The sequence below is a fragment of the Legionella lytica genome, from assembly GCF_044626755.1.
In the GTDB taxonomy this organism is placed as follows: Bacteria; Pseudomonadota; Gammaproteobacteria; order Legionellales; family Legionellaceae; genus Legionella; species Legionella lytica_A.
Genome location: NZ_JBGORX010000001.1, coordinates 1,534,364 through 1,553,985, shown reverse-complemented (window position 1 = coordinate 1,553,985; position 19,622 = coordinate 1,534,364). Strand labels below are relative to the sequence as shown.

Genomic DNA, 19,622 nt, shown 5'->3' with positions numbered 1-19,622 from the left:
CTTTTGCTATTGAGTTGAGGATGAATCGCTACTTCGAAAAGAGTAACACCTTTAACTTAAAGGTATGAGAGTGGGTAGAAACACCATAAATCAAGCCAAAATATGTTCAATTTTTCGAGTTTAAAATATGAGTATTCTTTCCCTTCATGACGTAAGTCTTAATATCGCTGGCAATCAACTATTAGATAAAGCCGATTGGCAAATACAGCCACAAGATAGGGTTGCCTTAGTCGGCCGTAATGGGGCAGGTAAATCAACGCTGCTTAAATTACTGCAAGGAGATATTGTTCCTGACAGTGGGCAACTCAATCAATTATCCGGCTTAAGAGTCGCAGGTCTAACCCAAGAAGTTCCGATTACCGGGGACGACTCCGTTTATCATTTTTTAGTGAAAAGCTTAGGCGAAGTAGGGGAGGTTCTTTCTCAATTCCACGAACTATCTCAGCAAGGGGACATGGAGAAATTAGCGCGTGTGCAACAGCGTATGGATAACCTACACGCTTGGGATAAATTGCCGCAGATCGAAACGATGGCTAGCCGTTTGGGTATTACTACTCAGGAGCGGATGAATAACCTATCTGGCGGAATGAAACGCCGTGTTCTGTTGGGAGCGGCACTGATTGCATCCCCTGATTTACTATTATTGGATGAGCCAACCAACCATTTAGATATTGAAGCGATTGAATGGCTCGAGGCCTATCTCAAAAGCTTTAAAGGCGCTGTGTTATTGGTTACCCACGATAGAGAGTTTCTAAGTCAGGTATCAAATCGTATTGTGGAAATTGACCGTGGAAAATTACATCAACATGATTGTGATTACGAAACTTATCTTGAGCGACGTGAGACAATTCGTCACAGCGAGCAAAAGCAGAATGAATTATTTGATAAAAAACTAGCTGATGAAGAAGTCTGGATTCGCACGGGTGTTAAAGCTCGACGTACACGAAATGAAGGACGAGTACGCGCTTTAAAAGCATTGCGTGAAGAATATAAAGCACGCCGTAATCAATTAGGGAAAGTTAAGACAATTTCTTTAGATGTTAATCGCTCAGGCTCTGTAGTGATTGAAGCAAACCAAGTGAATTACTCTTTAGGGGAAAAGAAGTTATTAGAAAATTTTTCCTTATTACTGACTCGCGGAGATAAGCTGGGTGTTATTGGTCCTAATGGTTGCGGTAAAACAACCCTGGTACGTTTATTGTTAGGGGAATTGCAGCCTGACTCAGGAGATATCAAACAGGGTACTTCCTTAAACGTGGCCTATTTTGATCAGCTACGTCGTCAACTGCAAGAAGATAAAACGGTAATGTATAACGTGGGCGAGGGAGCGGATTATATAACGATTAACGGTAAGCAAAAGCATGTTGCCAGTTATTTACGCGATTTTCTATTTTCTGCAGAGCGTTTTAATCAGCCGGTTTCCGTGTTATCAGGTGGAGAGCGTAATCGTTTATTGTTAGCAAAGCTATTCGCTAAACCAGTTAACTTTTTAGTGATGGACGAACCTACAAATGATTTAGATATTGAAACGCTAGAGCTTTTGGAAGAGATGTTGGCTGATTATCCGGGTACCTTAATATTAATTAGCCATGACAGAGCCTTCATTAATCAAGTGGTCACCAGTGTTTTAGTGTATGAAGAGGCCGGACAATTTAGTGAGTTTGTTGGGGGCTATGATGACTATAAAGCGCATAAGAAGCAACAGCAACAACAGCAGCGTGAGCGTGGTACTGCTGACAAAAATCCAGCCGTTAGACGCAGCCCATCAACAAATAAGCTAAGCTTTAATGAACAGCGAGAATTATCCCAGTTGCCCAAAAAAATTGAGCAATTGGAAAAGAAAATTTCTGAGCTGCAACTCCAGATGGCTGACCCTAAATTTTATCAGCAAGAGGCATCGGTGATTGCAAAAATAAATCAGAGTCTTGCTGACGATGAAGCTGTATTAATGGAGTATTATGCGCGTTGGGAAGCTTTAGAGGAACGATTATAAATAGTGGCTAATTGGTTTTTAGATTTATGTTTGAGGAACAAGTAACATGTTATTTACCCTGACCTTGGTTATCCTGTTGGGAGCTATTGCGGTATTCTTTTCACAGGAGTTCCTCGGAGTTATTAAGAGGATCTTTGCGGTTAAAGGGGTTAAATTATTTTTGCCTTTACTGGCGGCTTCTTGGTTTGTATTTAGTTTGGGCGATTGGGTTATCTTTGCGCTCACTTATTATCGCGAAACACTAGTAAAGATATTATCGTTTATCGTCTCCATAATACCCGCTCCGCAAATAGCCGAATACGTGGCTTTGGTGATTGTATTAACCCTTGTTTCAGTGCTTCCTGTCTACCTAATCGATTTATTCATGCGCAAGCGAAGTTATAAGTCGTACCACTACCCCCAGATAACCAGCTTGCTAATTTTCCTTGTAAGCACCTTCATTTTGCTGGGGCTCTAATCACCACTCGGTATGGGATTTGTAACTTCCACGACAAAAACCTTATGCGGGGTAATTACCCTAAACCACTGCAAAGTTAATGCATATGCTGCCGCTAATCATCCATCAGTCCTATTATAGGGCTGCCCTCCTTGCGCCCGCGGACTCGCCACGGGACATAGGGGTATAGGGTATTGGAAATATCGAGAAGGGTCAGTTAGTACTATACAGCGGTAATAACCGGCGTAGCAGCCCTGAAGTATCTACGGTAAAAGTAAATGGCGCTGTGGGCGAGGAAGTATTGCCTGCAGCATCCGTTGCGGTGAAGGTGAAGGAGTGTGTACTATTCGTTAGCGCTGTTATTGGTGTAAACGCCCAGGTCCCATCTGCAGCTGCAGATACTGTTCCGATAATGTTGCCATCATCAATAATGTTGATGGTACTACCCGCTTCTGCTGTTCCACTGAAGGTGGGTTGAGCATCATTAGTAGCTCCTCCGTTAGTTATTGGCCCTATATTAGGGGGGACATCACTTACTACACTAGAAATAACTGGGGTTGGAGGTGGTGTGGTATCTACGGTAAAGGTAAATGCCGGAGATGGCGCAGAAGTATTGCCTGCAGCATCAGTCGCAGTTGCAGTGATGGAGTGTTCCCCCTCACCGAATGGCACTGGTGTAATAAGCGACCAATCGCCAGCTGCATTCGTAGTAACAGTCCCTATAATGGTGAGCCCATCATACACCGTGATGAGCGCGTTAGCTTCAGCATTTCCATTGATGGTGGGTTGGTTATCATTAGTAAATCCTCCATTGTCTATTGGTCCAATATTTGGGGGGATATCACTTACTACACTAGAAATAACTGGGGCTAGGGGTGGTGTGGTATCTACGGTAAAGGTAAATGCCGGAGATGGCGCAGAAGTATTGCCTGCAGCATCCGTTGCGGTGAAGGTAAATGAATGTAAACCTTCAGTTAACGGGCTTGTGGGTGTAAACGTCCAAGCACCACTAATTGGATCCGCAGTCGCGGTTCCCACAACGGTAGTGCCATCATAAGCGGTGAGAGTAGCTCCAGGCTCTGCTGTTCCATTGAAGGTAGGTGTATTATCGTTGGTGGTTCCACCATCTGGGATTGTGCCACCAGGGGGGACATTACTGGTTGCATTGATAATGACGGGGGCATCTGGTACTTCCGTATCGATGGTCAAGGTGAAGGAGGTTGCCGGAGAAACATTGCCTGCAGCATCCATTGCGGTGAAGGTGAGGTTATGTAAACCATTAGTGAAGGCTGTTAATGGTGTAAACGTCCAGGCTCCCGCGCCATCCACAGTAACAGTTCCTAACAACGTAGTGCCCTCGTAGGCGCTGATGGTCGCTCCAATTTCCGCGGTTCCATTAAAGGTAGGGGTATTATCGTTGGTGATTCCACCATCTGGGATTGTGCCACCGGGGGGGACATTACTGGTTGCATTGGTAATGACGGGGGCATCAGGGGCTATCGTATCTACAGTAAAGGTAAATGGCGCTGTGGGCGAGGAAGTATTGCCTGCAGCATCCGTTGCGGTGAAGGTGAAGGAGTGTGTACTATTCGTTAGCGCTGTTATTGGTGTAAACGCCCAGGTTCCATCTGCAGCTGCAGATACTGTTCCGATAATGTTGCCATCATCAATAATGTTGATGGTACTACCCGCTTCTGCTGTTCCACTGAAGGTGGGTTGAGCATCATTAGTAGCTCCTCCATTAGTTATTGGCCCTATATTAGGAGGGACATCACTTACTACACTAGAAATAACTGGGGTTGGAGGTGGTGTGGTATCTACGGTAAAGGTAAATGCCGGAGATGGCGCAGAAGTATTGCCTGCAGCATCAGTCGCAGTTGCAGTGATGTTATGTATCCCTTCACCTAATATTGGTGGTGTAAACGACCAATTACCCACTGCATCCGCAGTAACAGTCCCTAAAGTTGTGGTGTCATCATACACCGTGATTAACGTGTTAGGTACTGCATTTCCATTGATGATGGGTTGGGCATCATTAGTAGCTCCTCCATTAGTTATTGGCCCTGTATTAGGAGGGACATCACTTACTACACTAGTAATCCCTGGTGCAGCTGGTGCTACTGTATCTACAGTAAAAGTAAATGTATTACTGACCGGAGAGGTATTACCTGCGGCATCAGTCGCAGTTGCAGTGATGGAGTGTTCCCCCTCACCGAATGGCACTGGTGTAACAAGCGACCAATCGCCAGCTGCATTCGTAGTAACAGTCCCTATAATGGTGAGCCCATCATACACCGTGATGAGCGCGTTAGCTTCAGCATTTCCATTGATGGTGGGTTGGTTATCATTAGTAAATCCTCCATTGTCTATTGGTCCAATATTTGGGGGGATATCACTTACTACACTAGAAATAACTGGGGCTAGGGGTGGTGTAGTATCTACGGTAAAGGTAAATGGGTCACTGGCCGGAGATGTATTGCCTGCAGCATCCGTTGCGGTGAAGGTAAATGAATGTAAACCCTCACTTAACGGGGTTGTGGGCGTAAACGTCCAAGCTCCACCTGGACCTGCAGTCGCGGTTCCTACAATGGTAGTACCATCATAAGCGGTGAGGGTAGTACCCGCTTCTGCCGTTCCATTGAAGGTAGGTGTATTATCGTCAGTAGTTCCACCATTAGGTATATTTCCTTGTGTAGGCCCGGTATTATCCGTCACATTAGTAATAACGGGTGCTGCAGGAGGTACCGTATCGATGCTAAAGGCGAAAGGAGCACTTTCTGGAGAAGTATTACCCAGGGCATCCGTTGCAGTGAAGCTGAAGGAATGCGATCCATTATTTAGCGTTGTGGGTGGAGTAAAGGTCCAAGCACCATTTCCCCCGACAGTAGTTGTTCCCATAAGGATGCTATTATCATAAGCCGAAATGACTGTGCCTGGCTCTGCGGTTCCATTGGCGGTAGGTTGTGGATCATTGGTAAAACCTCCAGGAGTTATCGGTCCCAAATTTGGCGGCATATTACTTGTTACATTGATAAGGACAGGAGTGTCAGGGGCTTGAGTATCTACCGTAAACGTAAAGGGCGTAGTTTCCGGAGAAGTGTTGACACCATCCGTTGTGGTGAAGGTGAATGAATGTAGACCATCAGTTAACGGCGTGATTGGGGTAAACGTCCAATTACCATTTGCATCAACTAGAACTGTTGAGATAGGGGTGCCATTATCAATAATGGTGACGGTATTGCCTGCCGTTGCAGTTCCAGTGAAGGTCGGTGTGGTATCTCTAGTAGCACCGCCCTCAGGGATTGGACCTATTGGTGGCACATCACTGATTACACTGGTAAGAACCGGGGGTGCCAGGTTTAGAGTTAGAAGGGCTGGGTTCGTGATTGCCTGGCCGATACTGTTAGTAAATACCGCTCTATATTGGTTGCCGTTATCAGTCATCGACAAAACAGGGGTAGTATAGGGGCTTGAATTTGCGCCAGGAATGTCACTCCAGGTAATGCCATCCGTACTTAATTGCCATTGTACGGTGGGTGTTGGGGTTCCTGAGGCTGCAGCAGAAAAGGATGCGGTATTGCCTACAGAAGCACTTTGGTTTACGGGTTGCTGAGTGACTATAGGTGCTGCTGTATAAACAAAGGCATTAGGTTTGTTTACACTTCCTGAGGACGTAGTGAGGATTATGGGGACTTCGCCTTGCATATTTGGAGGGCTAATCACGATCACTTGAGTGTCAGTTACCTGCACCAGAGTACCGGGAGTGCCTCCAAAAGTGACGCTTTGGGTGGTACCAAGATTGGTTCCAGTAATGGTGACGGTTGTACCTCCAGTAATGCTGCCCTGAGTTGGGCTTATAGAAGAAATTGTCGGTAAAGAATTTCCTAGATAGGTATATCCACTCGTGAGAAAAGATTTTTGCCCATCTGGGTTTTGCACTACGACATCAACAGCTCCTGACGAGTTTGACATTGGCGGTACGGTGACAAGAATAGTTGTTGATGAGAGTACTTGAATATTAGAGGCTAGTTGGCCGCCAAAAAATACTAATAATCCTTGAGCAAAATTAGAGCCGGTTATGGTTACGGTATTACCACCAGCAATAGAGCCGCTATTGGGGGATATACCGGAAATGGTAGGCGCTAGTAATTTGGTAATTTGCTCAGCAGCTACCAGTACTTGGTTCATTTTTACTGCAGGTGCGCGTACCCATTGAGCAATATCATTACTTACAAGTGCTCGTTGGGCTCGTTTAGTGTAGAGTTTAGGGCCATCACCAAACAAACTGAGGTTGATGCTTATGGTGTTATTATTGGGAGTAGCATTATGAGATACGAGATGCTGACCTACTACCGAAATTTCTGAGTTGAATCCCCAAGAAGGGACAAAGCTAAAACCTGCTTGATAGGTATCATAAATTTCGCGCACGCTTGCTTCACCTAATACTTTGAAGCGTTGGCCCAGAAGTTGATCTATTTTAAATCCTACGCCCATACCTGAGCGGTTTTTTACGGAGTTAGTGTTAATCGTATTGAATTGAGTACGGTAATGAACTTGATCGTAATATAAATTAGTTTTTATGAAGGTTGCTGGAGTTAAGGATAAATCAATGCCTGCATCCAAGCCCTGGCTTGTTGCTCCTGCTAAATGGCGGAAGTTAATACAGGTCAATCCGGCACCATAACCACCGCAGTTTGAGCCGGTTGACGTGAATATAACGGGATTTAAATTTTTATTACTGGCCTGTGCCCAATAGCCTCCAAAATTAAACTCTTGCACCCAATTAGAGTTTAATAGTTGTTGAAATCTTCCTCCATAGGCCATTTGATCCACTCGAGCGCTAATATCCCCTGAATCAAATTCGAAAGGCAAGCGTTGGCCTAAACGCTCCGCAGTCGCTTTGAATTGGCTAAATGGAGTAAGGCTATAGCCTAAGGTACCGTTGACGCGATATTGATTTGCACCATATTCACCTAAAGCGCCTAATGCGAATCGCTCGCCAAGAGGTAGTACATATTGGGCATTGAAAAAGGTGCCAGTGAGATCGCTATAGGTTAAACCCCAATCCAATGGTCCTTTTAAGCCTAATTGGCCATTTGTTAAGTTCAAGGCTCCCGTTTGGGTATAATTCAATAAAGGCGTAAAGCGGCCCGCTGATACAGGCGTATTATTTGCCACTGGTTTATTAATCTGATAGTACAGTGAAGACGAAGATGAGGAGGATCTTGTGGGAGCTACTGCGGCGCCAGCGATTGGTACTATTTGGCAGTATATGAGAGCAGCTGCAACACAACGACGAAAAAAATTATTTTTATTATATTCTTTCTCTATCACCTTACATTCCTTTAAAAGTCGAATAGCAGAGTGGGGTTATATTATCATGATAAATCCGATGTATCGACACTTTGCGTAACTCACTGATTTAACAAAAAAAAGACTTAATTTCCTTGGCCAACTCATCTTCTTCCGCATAAAAATATGCGGTAGGAATCGATAAAACGGTTGCAATTCTTTTTAAAGTGGAGAAATCGGGAGAATGTTTTCCTGTTTCATATTGATTGATGCGGGGGCTGGCTGAAAATTCGTCTATTCCTGCCGCAATGCCTAATTGTTTTTGGGAGATTCCCGTGGCAATACGAGCTTCTTTTAATCGCTTGGGTAAAGGTGAATCGGTCATTTTACGTACCTACTAATTCTATATAAAAAACTAAGAATCGCTTAGTATCCACTCTTCAATGAACCAAATATGATCATTTGGTTTTTTATGGATTCATGAAGTCTAAATAAAAAACGAAACTGGTGCTAACCAGTTAAATTTTATCAATTTTGTTTAGGGGTTCCTAATGAAATTAAGAATATTGTTAGTCAGTGTGTTTATTGGTCTTTTTAGTTCTTCTAATCTTCTTTATGCCTGGGGTAATTATCACCATCATCATAAACGCCGACATCACCACCATCACCGTGTTCAACCGCATTATTATCCAAGACCACAGGTGCACGTGCATCAACATTATAATCCCAATCGCTATCCTAGTTTGCATTGTCATAATAATATATGTGAGTAGATGTACTAATAATATTGTCCTAAAGACGTTACTGTGAGAAAAAGAATGAAAAAATTTATCGCCATTATTCCTGTTTTATTACTACTTGTTAGTTGTGCAACAGGCTATCATCCAATGTCACTATCGGGAGGATTTGAAGATTTCCGTTTAAGTGAGGATACGTATACGGTAAAGTTTTTAGGGAATGAATACTCCAGTCGCGATCAAGCTTATCAATATGCGTTAAGACGTTCTGCAGAAGTAACTAAGATGAACGGTTATCGCTATTTTAAAATTCTTGATTCGGCATCAACGGTAAATAAAAGAACGTATCAAACACCAGTAACGGAAACTACAACAACCGACTCGACTTCGGAGCATCATCGTCAGCGTCGCTATAATACAACCACCACAAGTAGGACAACTATTTCAGGTGGGGACTGGGTAACGGTAGAAATTCCAACTACCTTTATGAAAATTAAATTGTACCGTACCAATGTCGGTGGAGTAATGGATGCTGAGGCTGTTTTAAGTAACTTCAAAAAGTAATTTAAACTATAGCCCGTATACGCTGTGCTAATACGGGCTATAGTTTCTAGTTTTCTTTTTGAATTGATGTTTACTTAATCACACTCTCGAATTGCCAGGCTTGTTCCTGAGGAATTCTCTCATAAAATTACCGCCGCTTGACCAAGTTATCCATAAGTTCGAAGTAACTCTTAACTTTCAGACCAAAGATACTGCTGTAAATCCACACGTCCCCCAAGCATTACAATTCCTTCCATCTCCAGCAGTCCTTTCTGATACTCATAGGCTTCACTATGTGGCGGAAATGAGAGTTGTCCGCTTGATTTGATGACACGATGCCAGGGGAGCTGGTGTTTTTGCGTACTTGAATGCAAAAGCCAGCCCACCTGACGTGCAGCACGTGGACTTCCGGCAAGGGCGGCAATTAATCCATAAGTGGCTACGTTACCCTCGGGAATTGCTTTGATAAGTCGAATTACCTCTTGAGAAAATTCAGTTACTTCATCCTTATTCACCGTCACTAAGACTCCCGGCTAATGAGGGTTAATAGCTCGCGTAAGGCAATAAAAAATTGAGTATAGTCAACTTCTTGACTGCTGAATAGCATTTCGAGCAACTGATCCCAGCGCTTTTGTATAAAAACATGGTCTGACAACCAGAAATCAATTAATTCGTTGGTGTTAAGTCTCTGCTGATCTTCTTTTAAAACGGCAATAGTGATACGACGTTGTAAGTTGTCCAAGTCTTCGCGTAAGGAAACACGGGCCAGACTATTCCAATGTCCCTCACGAGAATCGGTGGCAATCTGATCACGAAACCAAACTAAATTAAATTTACTACCTACGGTAAAATACACTTCAGCCGTACGTTCTAAATCAAATTTATTTTGGGTAGCGACTTCGACGATATTCAATGCAGTATACATTGCTCGGGTGGCTGCAATCTTCTTCGCAGTCGCTTCTGCAATACCAATGCCTACAAATTGAGCCACCAGTTTATCTAAATAATCTTTAGTAATTCCCGCCATTAACGAGGGAATCATTGTTTCAAGCTTATTAATGGATTGTTTATAGTGCTCAATATTACTGGCCAGATCGCCATGCAGCCGTCCATGATGCAAGAACCAACGGGATGATAAATTCATTAATTGGCGCACATGATGCAGTAACTCGTATTGAGTTTGTACGGATACTTTATAGTTTAGTGAATCAATTAGCTCATGCAATTCCTGTAGACCATAGGCTTTGGCTGCTAAGGTATAGGCACGAGCAATATTAGCGATGGACATACCTGTTTCTCTTTGCAAGCGAAACATAAACGTAATGCCAACGGTATTTACGATCTGATTGCTTAATTGAGTCGCAATAATTTCGCGTCGTAAACGGTGTTTTTCCATCTGTTTTGCATACAGTTTAGTGAGCAGTGAAGGAAACCCTGTTTCCATCGTGGCGAGAAAATAAGGATCCTCAGGTAAATCGGATTTTAATAACTCCCCAGTGATGTAAATTTTGGTATAAGCCATAAGAATTGACAGCTCGGGACGGGTTAGTCCTTGACCGGAGGCTTTGCGCTCTAAGAGTTTCTTGTCATCAGGAAGAAATTCAACGGTTCTATCCAAATTTACTAATTTTTCCAGTTCTTTTATATAGGACTGGTACAGCCCACTATATAAGACGGTATTTGCGGCAGAAAAACCGAGAACCAGGGCTTGATTATAATTATCCTCCAGCACCAGTTGTGCAACTTCTTCTGTCATTTGCGCAAGTTCTTGATTGCGCTTTTCTTCTGTAAGATATCCTTGATTCACTTCCTTATTTAGCAAGATTTTTATATTCACTTCATGGTCGGAACAATTTACACCTGCTGAATTATCAATCGAGTCCGTATTAATATGGCCACCATTTAGTGCATACTCCACACGGCCCAGTTGCGTAAATCCAAGGTTTCCTCCTTCACCTACCACTTTACACCGTAATTCACTACCATTAATACGGCAAAATTCATTGGTTTTATCACCTACCTCCAAATTGGATTCAGTCGATGCCTTAACATAAGTACCAATACCGCCATTAAATAATAAATCAACAGGGGCTCTTAAGATGGCTTTAATCAATTCATTCGGTGGCAATGAGTTTTGGTGGATGTCCAGCGCTTGTTTTATTTCTGGTGAAAGCGGAATAGACTTGAGCCTACGTGAGTACACACCACCTCCAGTGGAAATGAGCTTGGGGTTATAATCTTCCCAGGAGGAGGTGGGCAGATGAAAGAGACGTACCCGTTCATCAAATGATTTACGTGCATCAGGATTAGGATCAAGGAATATATGGCGATGATCAAAGGCTGCCAGGAGGCGACTGTTTCTGGAATAGATGAGCCCATTACCAAACACATCACCACTCATATCCCCAACACCAACGATGGTGAATTCTTGCTCTGCGAAGTTAATATCTAATTCACGAAAATGTCGTTTCACAGACTCCCAGGCTCCACGCGCGGTAATTCCCATTTTTTTATGGTCATAACCTACAGATCCGCCAGAGGCGAAGGCATCGCCTAGCCAGAAATTGAATTCTTTAGAAATGCCATTAGCGATGTCGGAAAAGGTTGCGGTTCCCTTATCCGCAGCGACCACCAAATAAGGATCCGCTTCATCATAACAAACGGTATTGGCAGGTGATACGACCTTATCTGCAATAAGATTATCAGTGAGATCAAGAAGTCCATTGATAAATAATGTATAACAAGTAACCACTTCCTGCTTGATTTGCTCGCGGTCGGAAATACTGTCTAATCGTTTTAAAACAAAACCGCCTTTGGCGCCAGAAGGCACAATTACTGAGTTTTTAACCTTTTGCGCTTTCATTAGGCCAAGAACTTCGGTACGAAAATCTTCAGGACGCTCGGACCAGCGAATGCCCCCACGCGATACTTTGGCGCTGCGTAAATGGATGCCTTCAAAACGGGGGGAATATACATAAATTTCATACATGGGCTGACCAGGTGGTAAGTCTGGGATTTGGGCTGAATCCAATTTAAATGATAAATATTCTCTTACGTGTCCATTGCCAGTTTGGAAATAATTGGTGCGCAGGGTGGCTTTAATTAACGACCAGAAATAACGAATAATATAATCTTCGTCCAAACTGCTAATGTCATCGATCCTGGTTTGAATTTCATGCTCTAGCTGTTCCATGGATTTTTTAGTTGCCGCATTTTGCTGTGGATTAAATTTTAAGGAAAACAGTTGAATGAGCATTTTGGCTATTGAGGCATGGGTATCAATAATTTTTTCGAGGTATTGTTGGCTGAAGCGGAATCCTACTTGATGCATGTATTTAGCATAAGCGCGAATGATGTTCAGTTCACGCCAGGTCAAGCCAGCACCCAGGACTAATTTATTAAAGCCATCATCCTCACAAGCACCACAGGTTATTTGCAGTAAGGCATCACTAAAAATATCTTGTAGTTGTTCAATAGCCAGGGCACCACTATGAGTGGAGTTAACATTAAAATCACTAATCCAATATTGTTGTCCATTAAGAACAATCTTATAAGGACGCTCAGTATAGGTACGCAATCCCATGTTTTCCAGCATGGGCAGGATATCTGATAAAGGAATTGGACTGCCAAAACGATAAATTTTTACATGCAAGGGATATTCGGAAAGGGTCGACTCATAGAAGTTGATAATTATTGAACGCTGATCAGATAATTGCTCAAGCAGTAACAGATCGCTTACGGCCACTTCAACCGTGTGCTGTTCGCAATAACTCGTTGAGAGGGCTTTAACGAATTTTTGGGCTTCAATATGTTTCTCTAGTTGCTGATTTAACTGTTCTTTCCATGAATGGTCCATTTTAGATCCTAAGATGAAAAACGTTATTATTTAACTACAGTATAGGTGATGAAAAATTTCCGTCCATTTTTAATGCATTGCTGGTGTTTGATCGGGTTTGAATATGAGGGGATAAGAAAGCCCTAGACACTCCCTGGAACTAAACTTACAATGATGAATGCGTCGTTATTTTTAATAAACATCAGCAACTTAATTAATGATAAAAAAAACACTATTCTTAATCTCCATACTAATAGGATTATGGGGCTGTGGTAAGGGAGTCAAGCAGCAAGTCGTGGCGCCAAAGCAATTTCCCTCCAGTACAAAAGCTTATAAACCATTAGATAAGTTACCTTGTCTGGCCTGGTGGCAACAATTTCATGATGAGGAATTAAATCATTTGATTGAGCTTGGTTTGCGTTACAACATGGACATCCATATTGCTTTGGGCAATTTGCAACAAGCGCGCGGAGAATTACTGCAAGTCAAACTGAGTTGGATTCCTACCATTCAATTATTAGCGGGGTATTCAACAAACCCGGCACTCGGTGTTCCTGGGGGCTTTTATGGTATTTGGCCCTACTATGCACTGAATATGATGAAGCTGTATACGCAAGGAAAAGAGGCTCGTTATAACGTAGAATTTCATCGTGCAGCCGTTGATGGAGCTCGCTTGACAGTTATTGGACAAATAGCGTCTGCTTATTTTACCCTGATGTCTCAACAAGAACAAATCCGACTCCTAAGGCAGTTAAATAAGGATATTAAAACGCTCATTAATTTAAGTGAACACGATATCAAAATTGGCTTAGACAATGAAATTGCCTTAGCGCAACTGCAATCGGATGAGCGCTTGCTTGCCGCGCAAATTGAGCCTGCTTTGCATAACATGGTATATAGTGAAAATGCATTGCGTTTTTTAATTAATGAAAATCCAGGGCGAATAAGAAATAAAAACAATTTTGCCAAATTGGATTTCTCCCATTTTAAACCAGGTAGTTTGCCAGCCACCGTCCTTAACAACCGTCCAGATATGCACATGGCCATATACGCTTTAAAGGGGGCTCGTGCCAGTGAGTGGGTTGCCTGGAGTGATTTTTTCCCGGCATTACAATTAGATGATTTGGTAGGAAGAATACATCTTCCTGGTGGGATATCGGCTAATGTGACTGATGCTTATGCAGATTGGGATTTAATGCCAGGTTCTTTAGGTAAAGTGGCTCGAAGTAAAGGCCTACAGCAGGCCAAACTAGCAGAATTGTATAAAACAGCCAAGCGAATTTTGCGGGAAGTAGATACTGACTATTCCGCAAATAAACGCATGAATGAGCAATTTAATGCGTACATGCTCGCCGAAAGGGAATACCGTCGTAAATATAAATTACAACAGGGCTTGTTAAGTACCGGGTTAATTTCGTATAAAGAATTAATACAAAGCAAAATTTATTTAGATAACTTGGCACTTAGAACAAATCAGGCTAAGTTAGAGCTAGCCATGTCCTTAGTGGTTTTATACCAAGACTTAGCCGGAGGCTATGCCGTAAAGCCACAAGAAGGAAAATAAAATGTTGTGGGCTTGGTTGTTTACAATTAGTGACTCCGAATTACTGCGCTCAAGCTACGGTCATTCAAAAATACCATTATGTAAGAACAGTTTAAGTCAGTGGCATTAGTTGCAAGCAACCAGGCTACACCAGAAAAGTAAATTATTTGAGAGGGATATGATTAATTTCACCAAGCTTCGTAGCCAATTTAAACAACGCCTTACGCGGGCGAAGCGCTGGGTTACTTTGCCAAATACCATTATTTTTATTGGCATTTTCACCACCTTTGTTTACCTGTTTTCTTTTTTATTTCCCTTTACCGATAATGCTTTTGTGATGAATAATGTGCGCCCGGTTGCAGCCCTTACCAGTGGTTATATCACTGGCCTTTATGTACAAAATGGTGATGTGGTGCATAAAGGACAAAAGCTCTTTACCGTATTCAAAAGACCTTATGCTTATGCTCATGACCAATTTATTGCAGATTTAGCCAGTGGCGAAGCTAAATTGGCGGCGTTCAAAGCCACCTATGAACGCGACTTAAGGCTTAGTCGTAATGAAGAGCGTAATTACATTAGACTAAAACAAGACGATGAAAAATACCGAAAAGGATACCGTTTGCGGTCGGTTTCTTTAATCACGGTACAAAATTCTGAACAGGAAACGATGGCGGCAAAAAACCGCTGGGAAGCCTCTTTAAAACAGTTGGAAATTGATAAGTATCAAATTCAAGGCCAAGAAAGCGAGATTCAATCGCTGGGCGCACGCTTACGCAATGCCAAGGTAAATCTGAACCTCACCGATGTATATGCTCAAGGTAATGGGGTGGTGCAAAATTTATTTTTTACGGTAGGGACTCCCGTAAATGTTAATCAGCCCTTATTTTCTTTAGTTGATACCGAGAATATTTACATTCAAGCCAACTTTAATGAAACAGATTTAAGTGCAGTGCGTAAAGGCTCGAAGGTGGTGGTGTTTCCTCGAATGTATTTAGGAAGAAAAGTATTTCATGGGATTATTGAATCCGATTATTGGTCTGCTAATCGTCAATTAGTTGATCCGCGCACGCAATTGCAAAATGTTACTAATGAAAACCAGTGGATTTTATTACCGCAGCGTTTACCTGTAATTATCCGTGTTACTGATCCTGATCCTAAATACCCACTTCGTCTTGGCAGCAGTGCTTATGTTTACATCAGGGTTTAAACAATGGCTTGAGGAATATGATCCTTATGGGGCGCAAAGGGTCATTCTCCCTAAAGCGCTTTTTCTTGCTACCGTGGCGACCTACGTCTATTGGATATTTCAGCCATCTAATTTTCAAAGTTACATCATTCCTTTTTTGGTGATCGCTTTTTATGAGGCACCCGTACTGGATTCGTATGCCGAAAAAGAGCGTTTATTAGTTTTTATCACCATTGCACTCATATTAATTAGTGTGTCTTTTTATCTGGTTTATCCTTTTAAAGGGACGTTTTTCTTTTTCTCCATACTGGTTTTAGCCCTTACGTACTATTCAATACTCAAGTATTTTTATGCACTCAAGAACTTAACCATGCTGCTATTAGTTAATGGGACGGTGGTTTTAAGCACTGTACCTTTAGGAAGTATTCAAGTCGCGTATACTTTTGTCTCTTCAACTTTATTAGCCATGCTTACCGCTTTTATTTGCCTCAAAATTTATCCAACTAACTATTTGTGGATCTGGAATAAAGCGATGCAAAAATTCATTCATTGCCTGCAAGAGGGGATTGATTACGCCATTAGAAAGGAAAAGCACAGTTCGGCACAAGAGATACAACATTTAGGTATGGCGCGTAATTACCGTAAATTAATTCCCCTCAAATATCGAAGACAGGCTTATCGGATAGCGGTTAATTTGCGTAATATTCAGCATTGTTTGGACAGCCTTTATTATGAAGATAAGAATGTGGCTTTTTGGCATGATATTCAGGCAAATTTTGAATTACTTCGTTTGAATATGAATACCTATGCTCCTTGCGGAATGCCACGCATGACTACGGTTGCAGAAACGCAATTACAACAGTACATTTGCCGTTGTTTAAAGCAAATTTTTATTCACTGGGATAAATTATGTTATCTACAGCACAAATGAGAAGACGACTTGATTATGCTCGTTTTACTCATTTAGCCGGCATGTTCATGATTGCTATGTTCATCTATTTATTTTCGACGATCCCGCATAAGTTTTGGGTTTTACTTACTGTGTTAGTGGTGAGTGCAGGGATTGAACCCGGTTTAATTACGAGACGAGCCATACATCGTATTGGTGGAACCTTTATCGCGCTCGCGATTTTACTTCCCCTAATCTATTTAATGCAGTTGAATTACCGATTTATTTCCGTAGTCTTTATTTTGGCTTTGATTGGTTTATCGATTTCCACTTTAAATCCGCGGCGTTATGATATTAGCGTGTTGTTTACAACCATTATGATTTTTTTATTATTAGCAGAAACTTCGCAGAGCAGTTCGCCAGAAGGTCCCTTTGATATGGTAATTAACCGCGCCATTTGCACCTTAATCGGTGTGGCAATTATTTTAGTTGGCGATTATTTTTTATTTCAGGGTTACCATTATTCGCAAAAACTTTATTTATTTCACCAGCGACTGGTTTTTAATTTTTTTAGAGATAGCGTACAAGAAATTATCAAGACTAAACCCGAAGAGATCAATACGTTTATTTTTGTAGAAAAACTTCGAGCTGATGTCATTAGTAATTGCGCTCCCATTGCGATAAGCTCGGAAAATTTATCTCTGGAAAAAAAACTTAGTCCAACCACCAAAAAGAAAATAGATGCATTTCAAGATGCGCTTTGGGATATGCGTCGATTAATTTTTGCCTTAAGCATGTCCAAGTTTGTTTTGCATACCGAGGTTACTACCGAGAAGCACTTGCTAAGATTTCAAGAATTATTGGAGAAGGCCAGAGCTAATTTCATATAAACATTCCCTATCTTTACGAATGACCCGAAGTAATCGAATTACTCAGCCCTGCCCAAAGGGTAAATTTCAATCAGGATGTGGTCAAAAAACGCACAAATCATGAGCTATAATAATTCTTACAAGGTAATGTATTCCAATCCCAATGGAATATCGATTATTAGAGGTACGCCATGCCCAAACCAATAAGAGTCCCTGAATTATTAAGAAATGGTGATATGCAAGCTTTAACTACGTTGTCGGACTCAATTGGCAAAGTCTTTGAAATCAGCCGTAAAAAGCAGTTTGGGTTGGCTCACTCGAAGAACATCGCGATATACAATGAAAATGTATTGAATATTAAAACCAGTGTTGAGGATTTAATCCGCTTGCATAATGCACTTAAAACAAGCGGGGTAGAAAATGCACAAGAAATTCTTGCTCAAAAGGTCAAGGCAATCAATGAATCGATGCAAATTCTAGCAAGGACCACTAAAGATCCAGAAAAAAAGCAATTTTTGATCGGGCAAATGAATAATGTATTGAATGCGCTGAGTTATGCTCAAAGTGAAATGGTACGAGCGCCATTAAGAGAGACCTTTAAAGAAGTGCAGAAGCAAACGGAGACTGATTATAAACAAGGAAAAAATGGCTATTATGATGTTTATGTGAAGGAGAACTGGGGGAAGTATAGTGCTAACTATGGAACGCAATTGCAAGAGCATGTCGCAAAAGTACATCAAAGGGAGTTTGATGTGGCACTCGAGAACAAAGTGCAGGAAACTATAGCTGCAGGTGGTTTGCGATTAGAACGACAGTTTGAGGCGCAATATTTTGATAGTTTTACACGTGCGAAAGAATATGAGCTGAGAGTCCAAGGAAAAACATTTAAAACCTTAACCGAGGAAGAGGGAAGGGCAATCCAAGCAGAGTTTAATGCCAAGTTTAAAGATTGGGTGAAAAATGAAGTGCTCGCGCAAGGATTTAAGGAGAATTTTCAAGGAACTTCATCAAAAGTTTTAGAAAAAGAGTTTAAAGCTGATTTTGATAAAGGGTTTCACAAGGCATATCTTGATCACTGTAAAGCTAGGGTTAGACATTATGAAGATGAAATTAAAGTGAAACTCGATAATCCTCAAGACCCTAAGTTACAATTAGGACATATTAAAGAGGTGCTCAGAGAGATACAAAAAACTGCCACCGGCAAAAGTAAACAAGATGTAGTAGCAGCGGAAACCAGTGCGCTCCTTTTGGGGTTCTTTGATAAACTCGAAGGTCAAATAAAGACCTTAACTAAAGGAGGGATGACTACTGCAGAAGCAGGAGCTGCGGCTTTGGCCAATAATCAAATACCACAGGGTTTTGCTACGCTATTGAATAATTGTAAGAGCCCAAAAGCACAAGAGCTAATGACTCGCGAATTTCCTACCTTTTATCAGCAAATACAAGGGATTAATCGAGACATTCAAGCGGCACAAATGAAATGCGAAATGTCTGCTTTACAACGAATGCGCGGTGAAATTTCTGGTAAACAACAACTCGAGCAAGACGTGATGTTAAAAAATGAGTTAAGTGGTGGAGCAATAAAAGTCGAGCCTGGATTGGTAACAAGTTCTAAGATAGCCGAAACGGTTAAGATGAAATCTGAACTTCAGGCACGTAAAGAGTTAGCTGAAGATTCTCCTAACGAGGAATTGTATAGTTCTACTAATATTCGTCCAGTAAAATAATAAGTTACCCCCAATTGAGGATCGATATGTTTACCGAGATACAGTTAGGTTTATACGAAACGTCAAAAGATTTTATTTTTACTCGATTAACAAATTTAGTTAATCGCTCTCATGAGGGGGGAGAGGCTTCAGTTAAAGCCTTTTTTTTCCAATTGAAAGTCGCTCTGGAATACAATAAAACCTATACTGATTATATAGGACAAATATTTTATCCCTCTTATCCAGAGATAAAACTCTTTTTTTCTGGACTTAATGATTTATTACACGCCAACGCTCCTGAGCATGTATTTATTACCTCAATTAGTGATCCTCGTTTTTTTTCTGAAGAAAAAAATAATCCAGAATATAAGAAAAAATTATTAACCGAATTTAGCAAAAATTTAAGGCAGGATGTTCGCGATTGGTATACGGAAGAGTTTAAAAAAACGGAAATAAAAGATGCGGACATGGCTGATTTGCATTCGAGATATCATGCTGAGTTTATTAATTCTCTAGCAGGCAAAAGTAATAAAACCAGTTTTTCTTGATAGCATGATAACCCGTATTACGCAGCGCTAATACGGGTTACGCTT

General features: G+C 41.6%; 14 protein-coding genes. 10 read left to right on the top strand and 4 right to left on the bottom strand.

Going from position 1 to position 19,622, the window contains the following annotated elements; all coding sequences use genetic code 11:
• Window positions 1-127: 127 nt before the first annotated feature.
• Together ACD661_RS06530 and ACD661_RS06525 are read left to right on the top strand one after the other, a co-directional pair.
• Window positions 128-1,993, top strand: a complete 1,866-nt coding sequence (locus ACD661_RS06530; RefSeq protein WP_400187022.1) for an ATP-binding cassette domain-containing protein — start codon at window positions 128-130, stop codon at window positions 1,991-1,993.
• Window positions 1,994-2,039: 46 nt separating this feature from the next.
• Window positions 2,040-2,450, top strand: a complete 411-nt coding sequence (locus ACD661_RS06525; protein ID WP_400187021.1) for a hypothetical protein — start codon at window positions 2,040-2,042, stop codon at window positions 2,448-2,450.
• 192 nt (window positions 2,451-2,642) lie between these two features.
• Here the strand turns inward: ACD661_RS06525 and ACD661_RS06520 are convergent, their stop codons facing one another.
• Both ACD661_RS06520 and ACD661_RS06515 read right to left on the bottom strand, forming a co-directional pair.
• Complete coding sequence (locus ACD661_RS06520; RefSeq protein WP_400187020.1) at window positions 2,643-7,763, bottom strand: Ig-like domain-containing protein; 5,121 nt, start codon at window positions 7,761-7,763, stop codon at window positions 2,643-2,645.
• 88 nt (window positions 7,764-7,851) lie between these two features.
• Window positions 7,852-8,106 (bottom strand): helix-turn-helix domain-containing protein, encoded by a 255-nt coding sequence (locus ACD661_RS06515; RefSeq protein ID WP_400187019.1) that lies wholly within the window; start codon window positions 8,104-8,106, stop codon window positions 7,852-7,854.
• Between the two features lie 166 nt (window positions 8,107-8,272).
• Between ACD661_RS06515 and ACD661_RS06510 the strand changes: the two genes are divergently transcribed.
• The gene (locus ACD661_RS06510; protein WP_400187018.1) at window positions 8,273-8,494 is read left to right on the top strand and encodes a hypothetical protein; all 222 of its coding nucleotides are present in this window, start codon (window positions 8,273-8,275) and stop codon (window positions 8,492-8,494) included.
• 45 nt (window positions 8,495-8,539) lie between these two features.
• Complete coding sequence (locus ACD661_RS06505; protein ID WP_400187017.1) at window positions 8,540-9,022, top strand: CC0125/CC1285 family lipoprotein; 483 nt, start codon at window positions 8,540-8,542, stop codon at window positions 9,020-9,022.
• A 170-nt stretch (window positions 9,023-9,192) separates the two neighbouring features.
• Here ACD661_RS06505 and ACD661_RS06500 read toward each other — a convergent pair whose 3' ends face one another.
• Together ACD661_RS06500 and ACD661_RS06495 are read right to left on the bottom strand one after the other, a co-directional pair.
• Entirely contained in the window at window positions 9,193-9,522 is a 330-nt protein-coding gene (locus tag ACD661_RS06500) for an MGMT family protein (RefSeq protein ID WP_400187016.1), read from the bottom strand.
• Complete coding sequence (locus ACD661_RS06495; protein WP_400187015.1) at window positions 9,522-12,857, bottom strand: NAD-glutamate dehydrogenase; 3,336 nt, start codon at window positions 12,855-12,857, stop codon at window positions 9,522-9,524. The genes ACD661_RS06500 and ACD661_RS06495 overlap by 1 nt, the downstream gene beginning before the upstream one ends.
• 196 nt (window positions 12,858-13,053) lie before the next feature.
• Between ACD661_RS06495 and ACD661_RS06490 the strand changes: the two genes are divergently transcribed.
• The 6 genes from ACD661_RS06490 to ACD661_RS06465 all read left to right on the top strand — a co-directional run bounded on the left by ACD661_RS06490 (window position 13,054) and on the right by ACD661_RS06465 (window position 19,577).
• The gene (locus ACD661_RS06490; protein ID WP_400187014.1) at window positions 13,054-14,400 is read left to right on the top strand and encodes a TolC family protein; all 1,347 of its coding nucleotides are present in this window, start codon (window positions 13,054-13,056) and stop codon (window positions 14,398-14,400) included.
• A 157-nt stretch (window positions 14,401-14,557) separates the two neighbouring features.
• Entirely contained in the window at window positions 14,558-15,586 is a 1,029-nt protein-coding gene (locus tag ACD661_RS06485) for an HlyD family secretion protein (protein ID WP_400187013.1), read from the top strand.
• Window positions 15,567-16,496, top strand: a complete 930-nt coding sequence (locus tag ACD661_RS06480) for a hypothetical protein (RefSeq protein ID WP_400187012.1) — start codon at window positions 15,567-15,569, stop codon at window positions 16,494-16,496. The genes ACD661_RS06485 and ACD661_RS06480 overlap by 20 nt, the downstream gene beginning before the upstream one ends.
• Window positions 16,475-17,344 carry an FUSC family protein gene (locus tag ACD661_RS06475; protein ID WP_400187011.1) on the top strand — a complete coding sequence of 290 codons (870 nt, stop codon included), beginning with the start codon at window positions 16,475-16,477 and terminating at the stop codon, window positions 17,342-17,344. Before ACD661_RS06480 ends, ACD661_RS06475 begins: the two co-directional genes overlap by 22 nt.
• Window positions 17,345-17,514: 170 nt before the next feature.
• Window positions 17,515-19,050 (top strand): hypothetical protein, encoded by a 1,536-nt coding sequence (locus tag ACD661_RS06470; RefSeq protein WP_400187010.1) that lies wholly within the window; start codon window positions 17,515-17,517, stop codon window positions 19,048-19,050.
• 26 nt (window positions 19,051-19,076) lie between these two features.
• Complete coding sequence (locus ACD661_RS06465; RefSeq protein ID WP_400187009.1) at window positions 19,077-19,577, top strand: hypothetical protein; 501 nt, start codon at window positions 19,077-19,079, stop codon at window positions 19,575-19,577.
• Window positions 19,578-19,622: the final 45 nt, after the last annotated feature.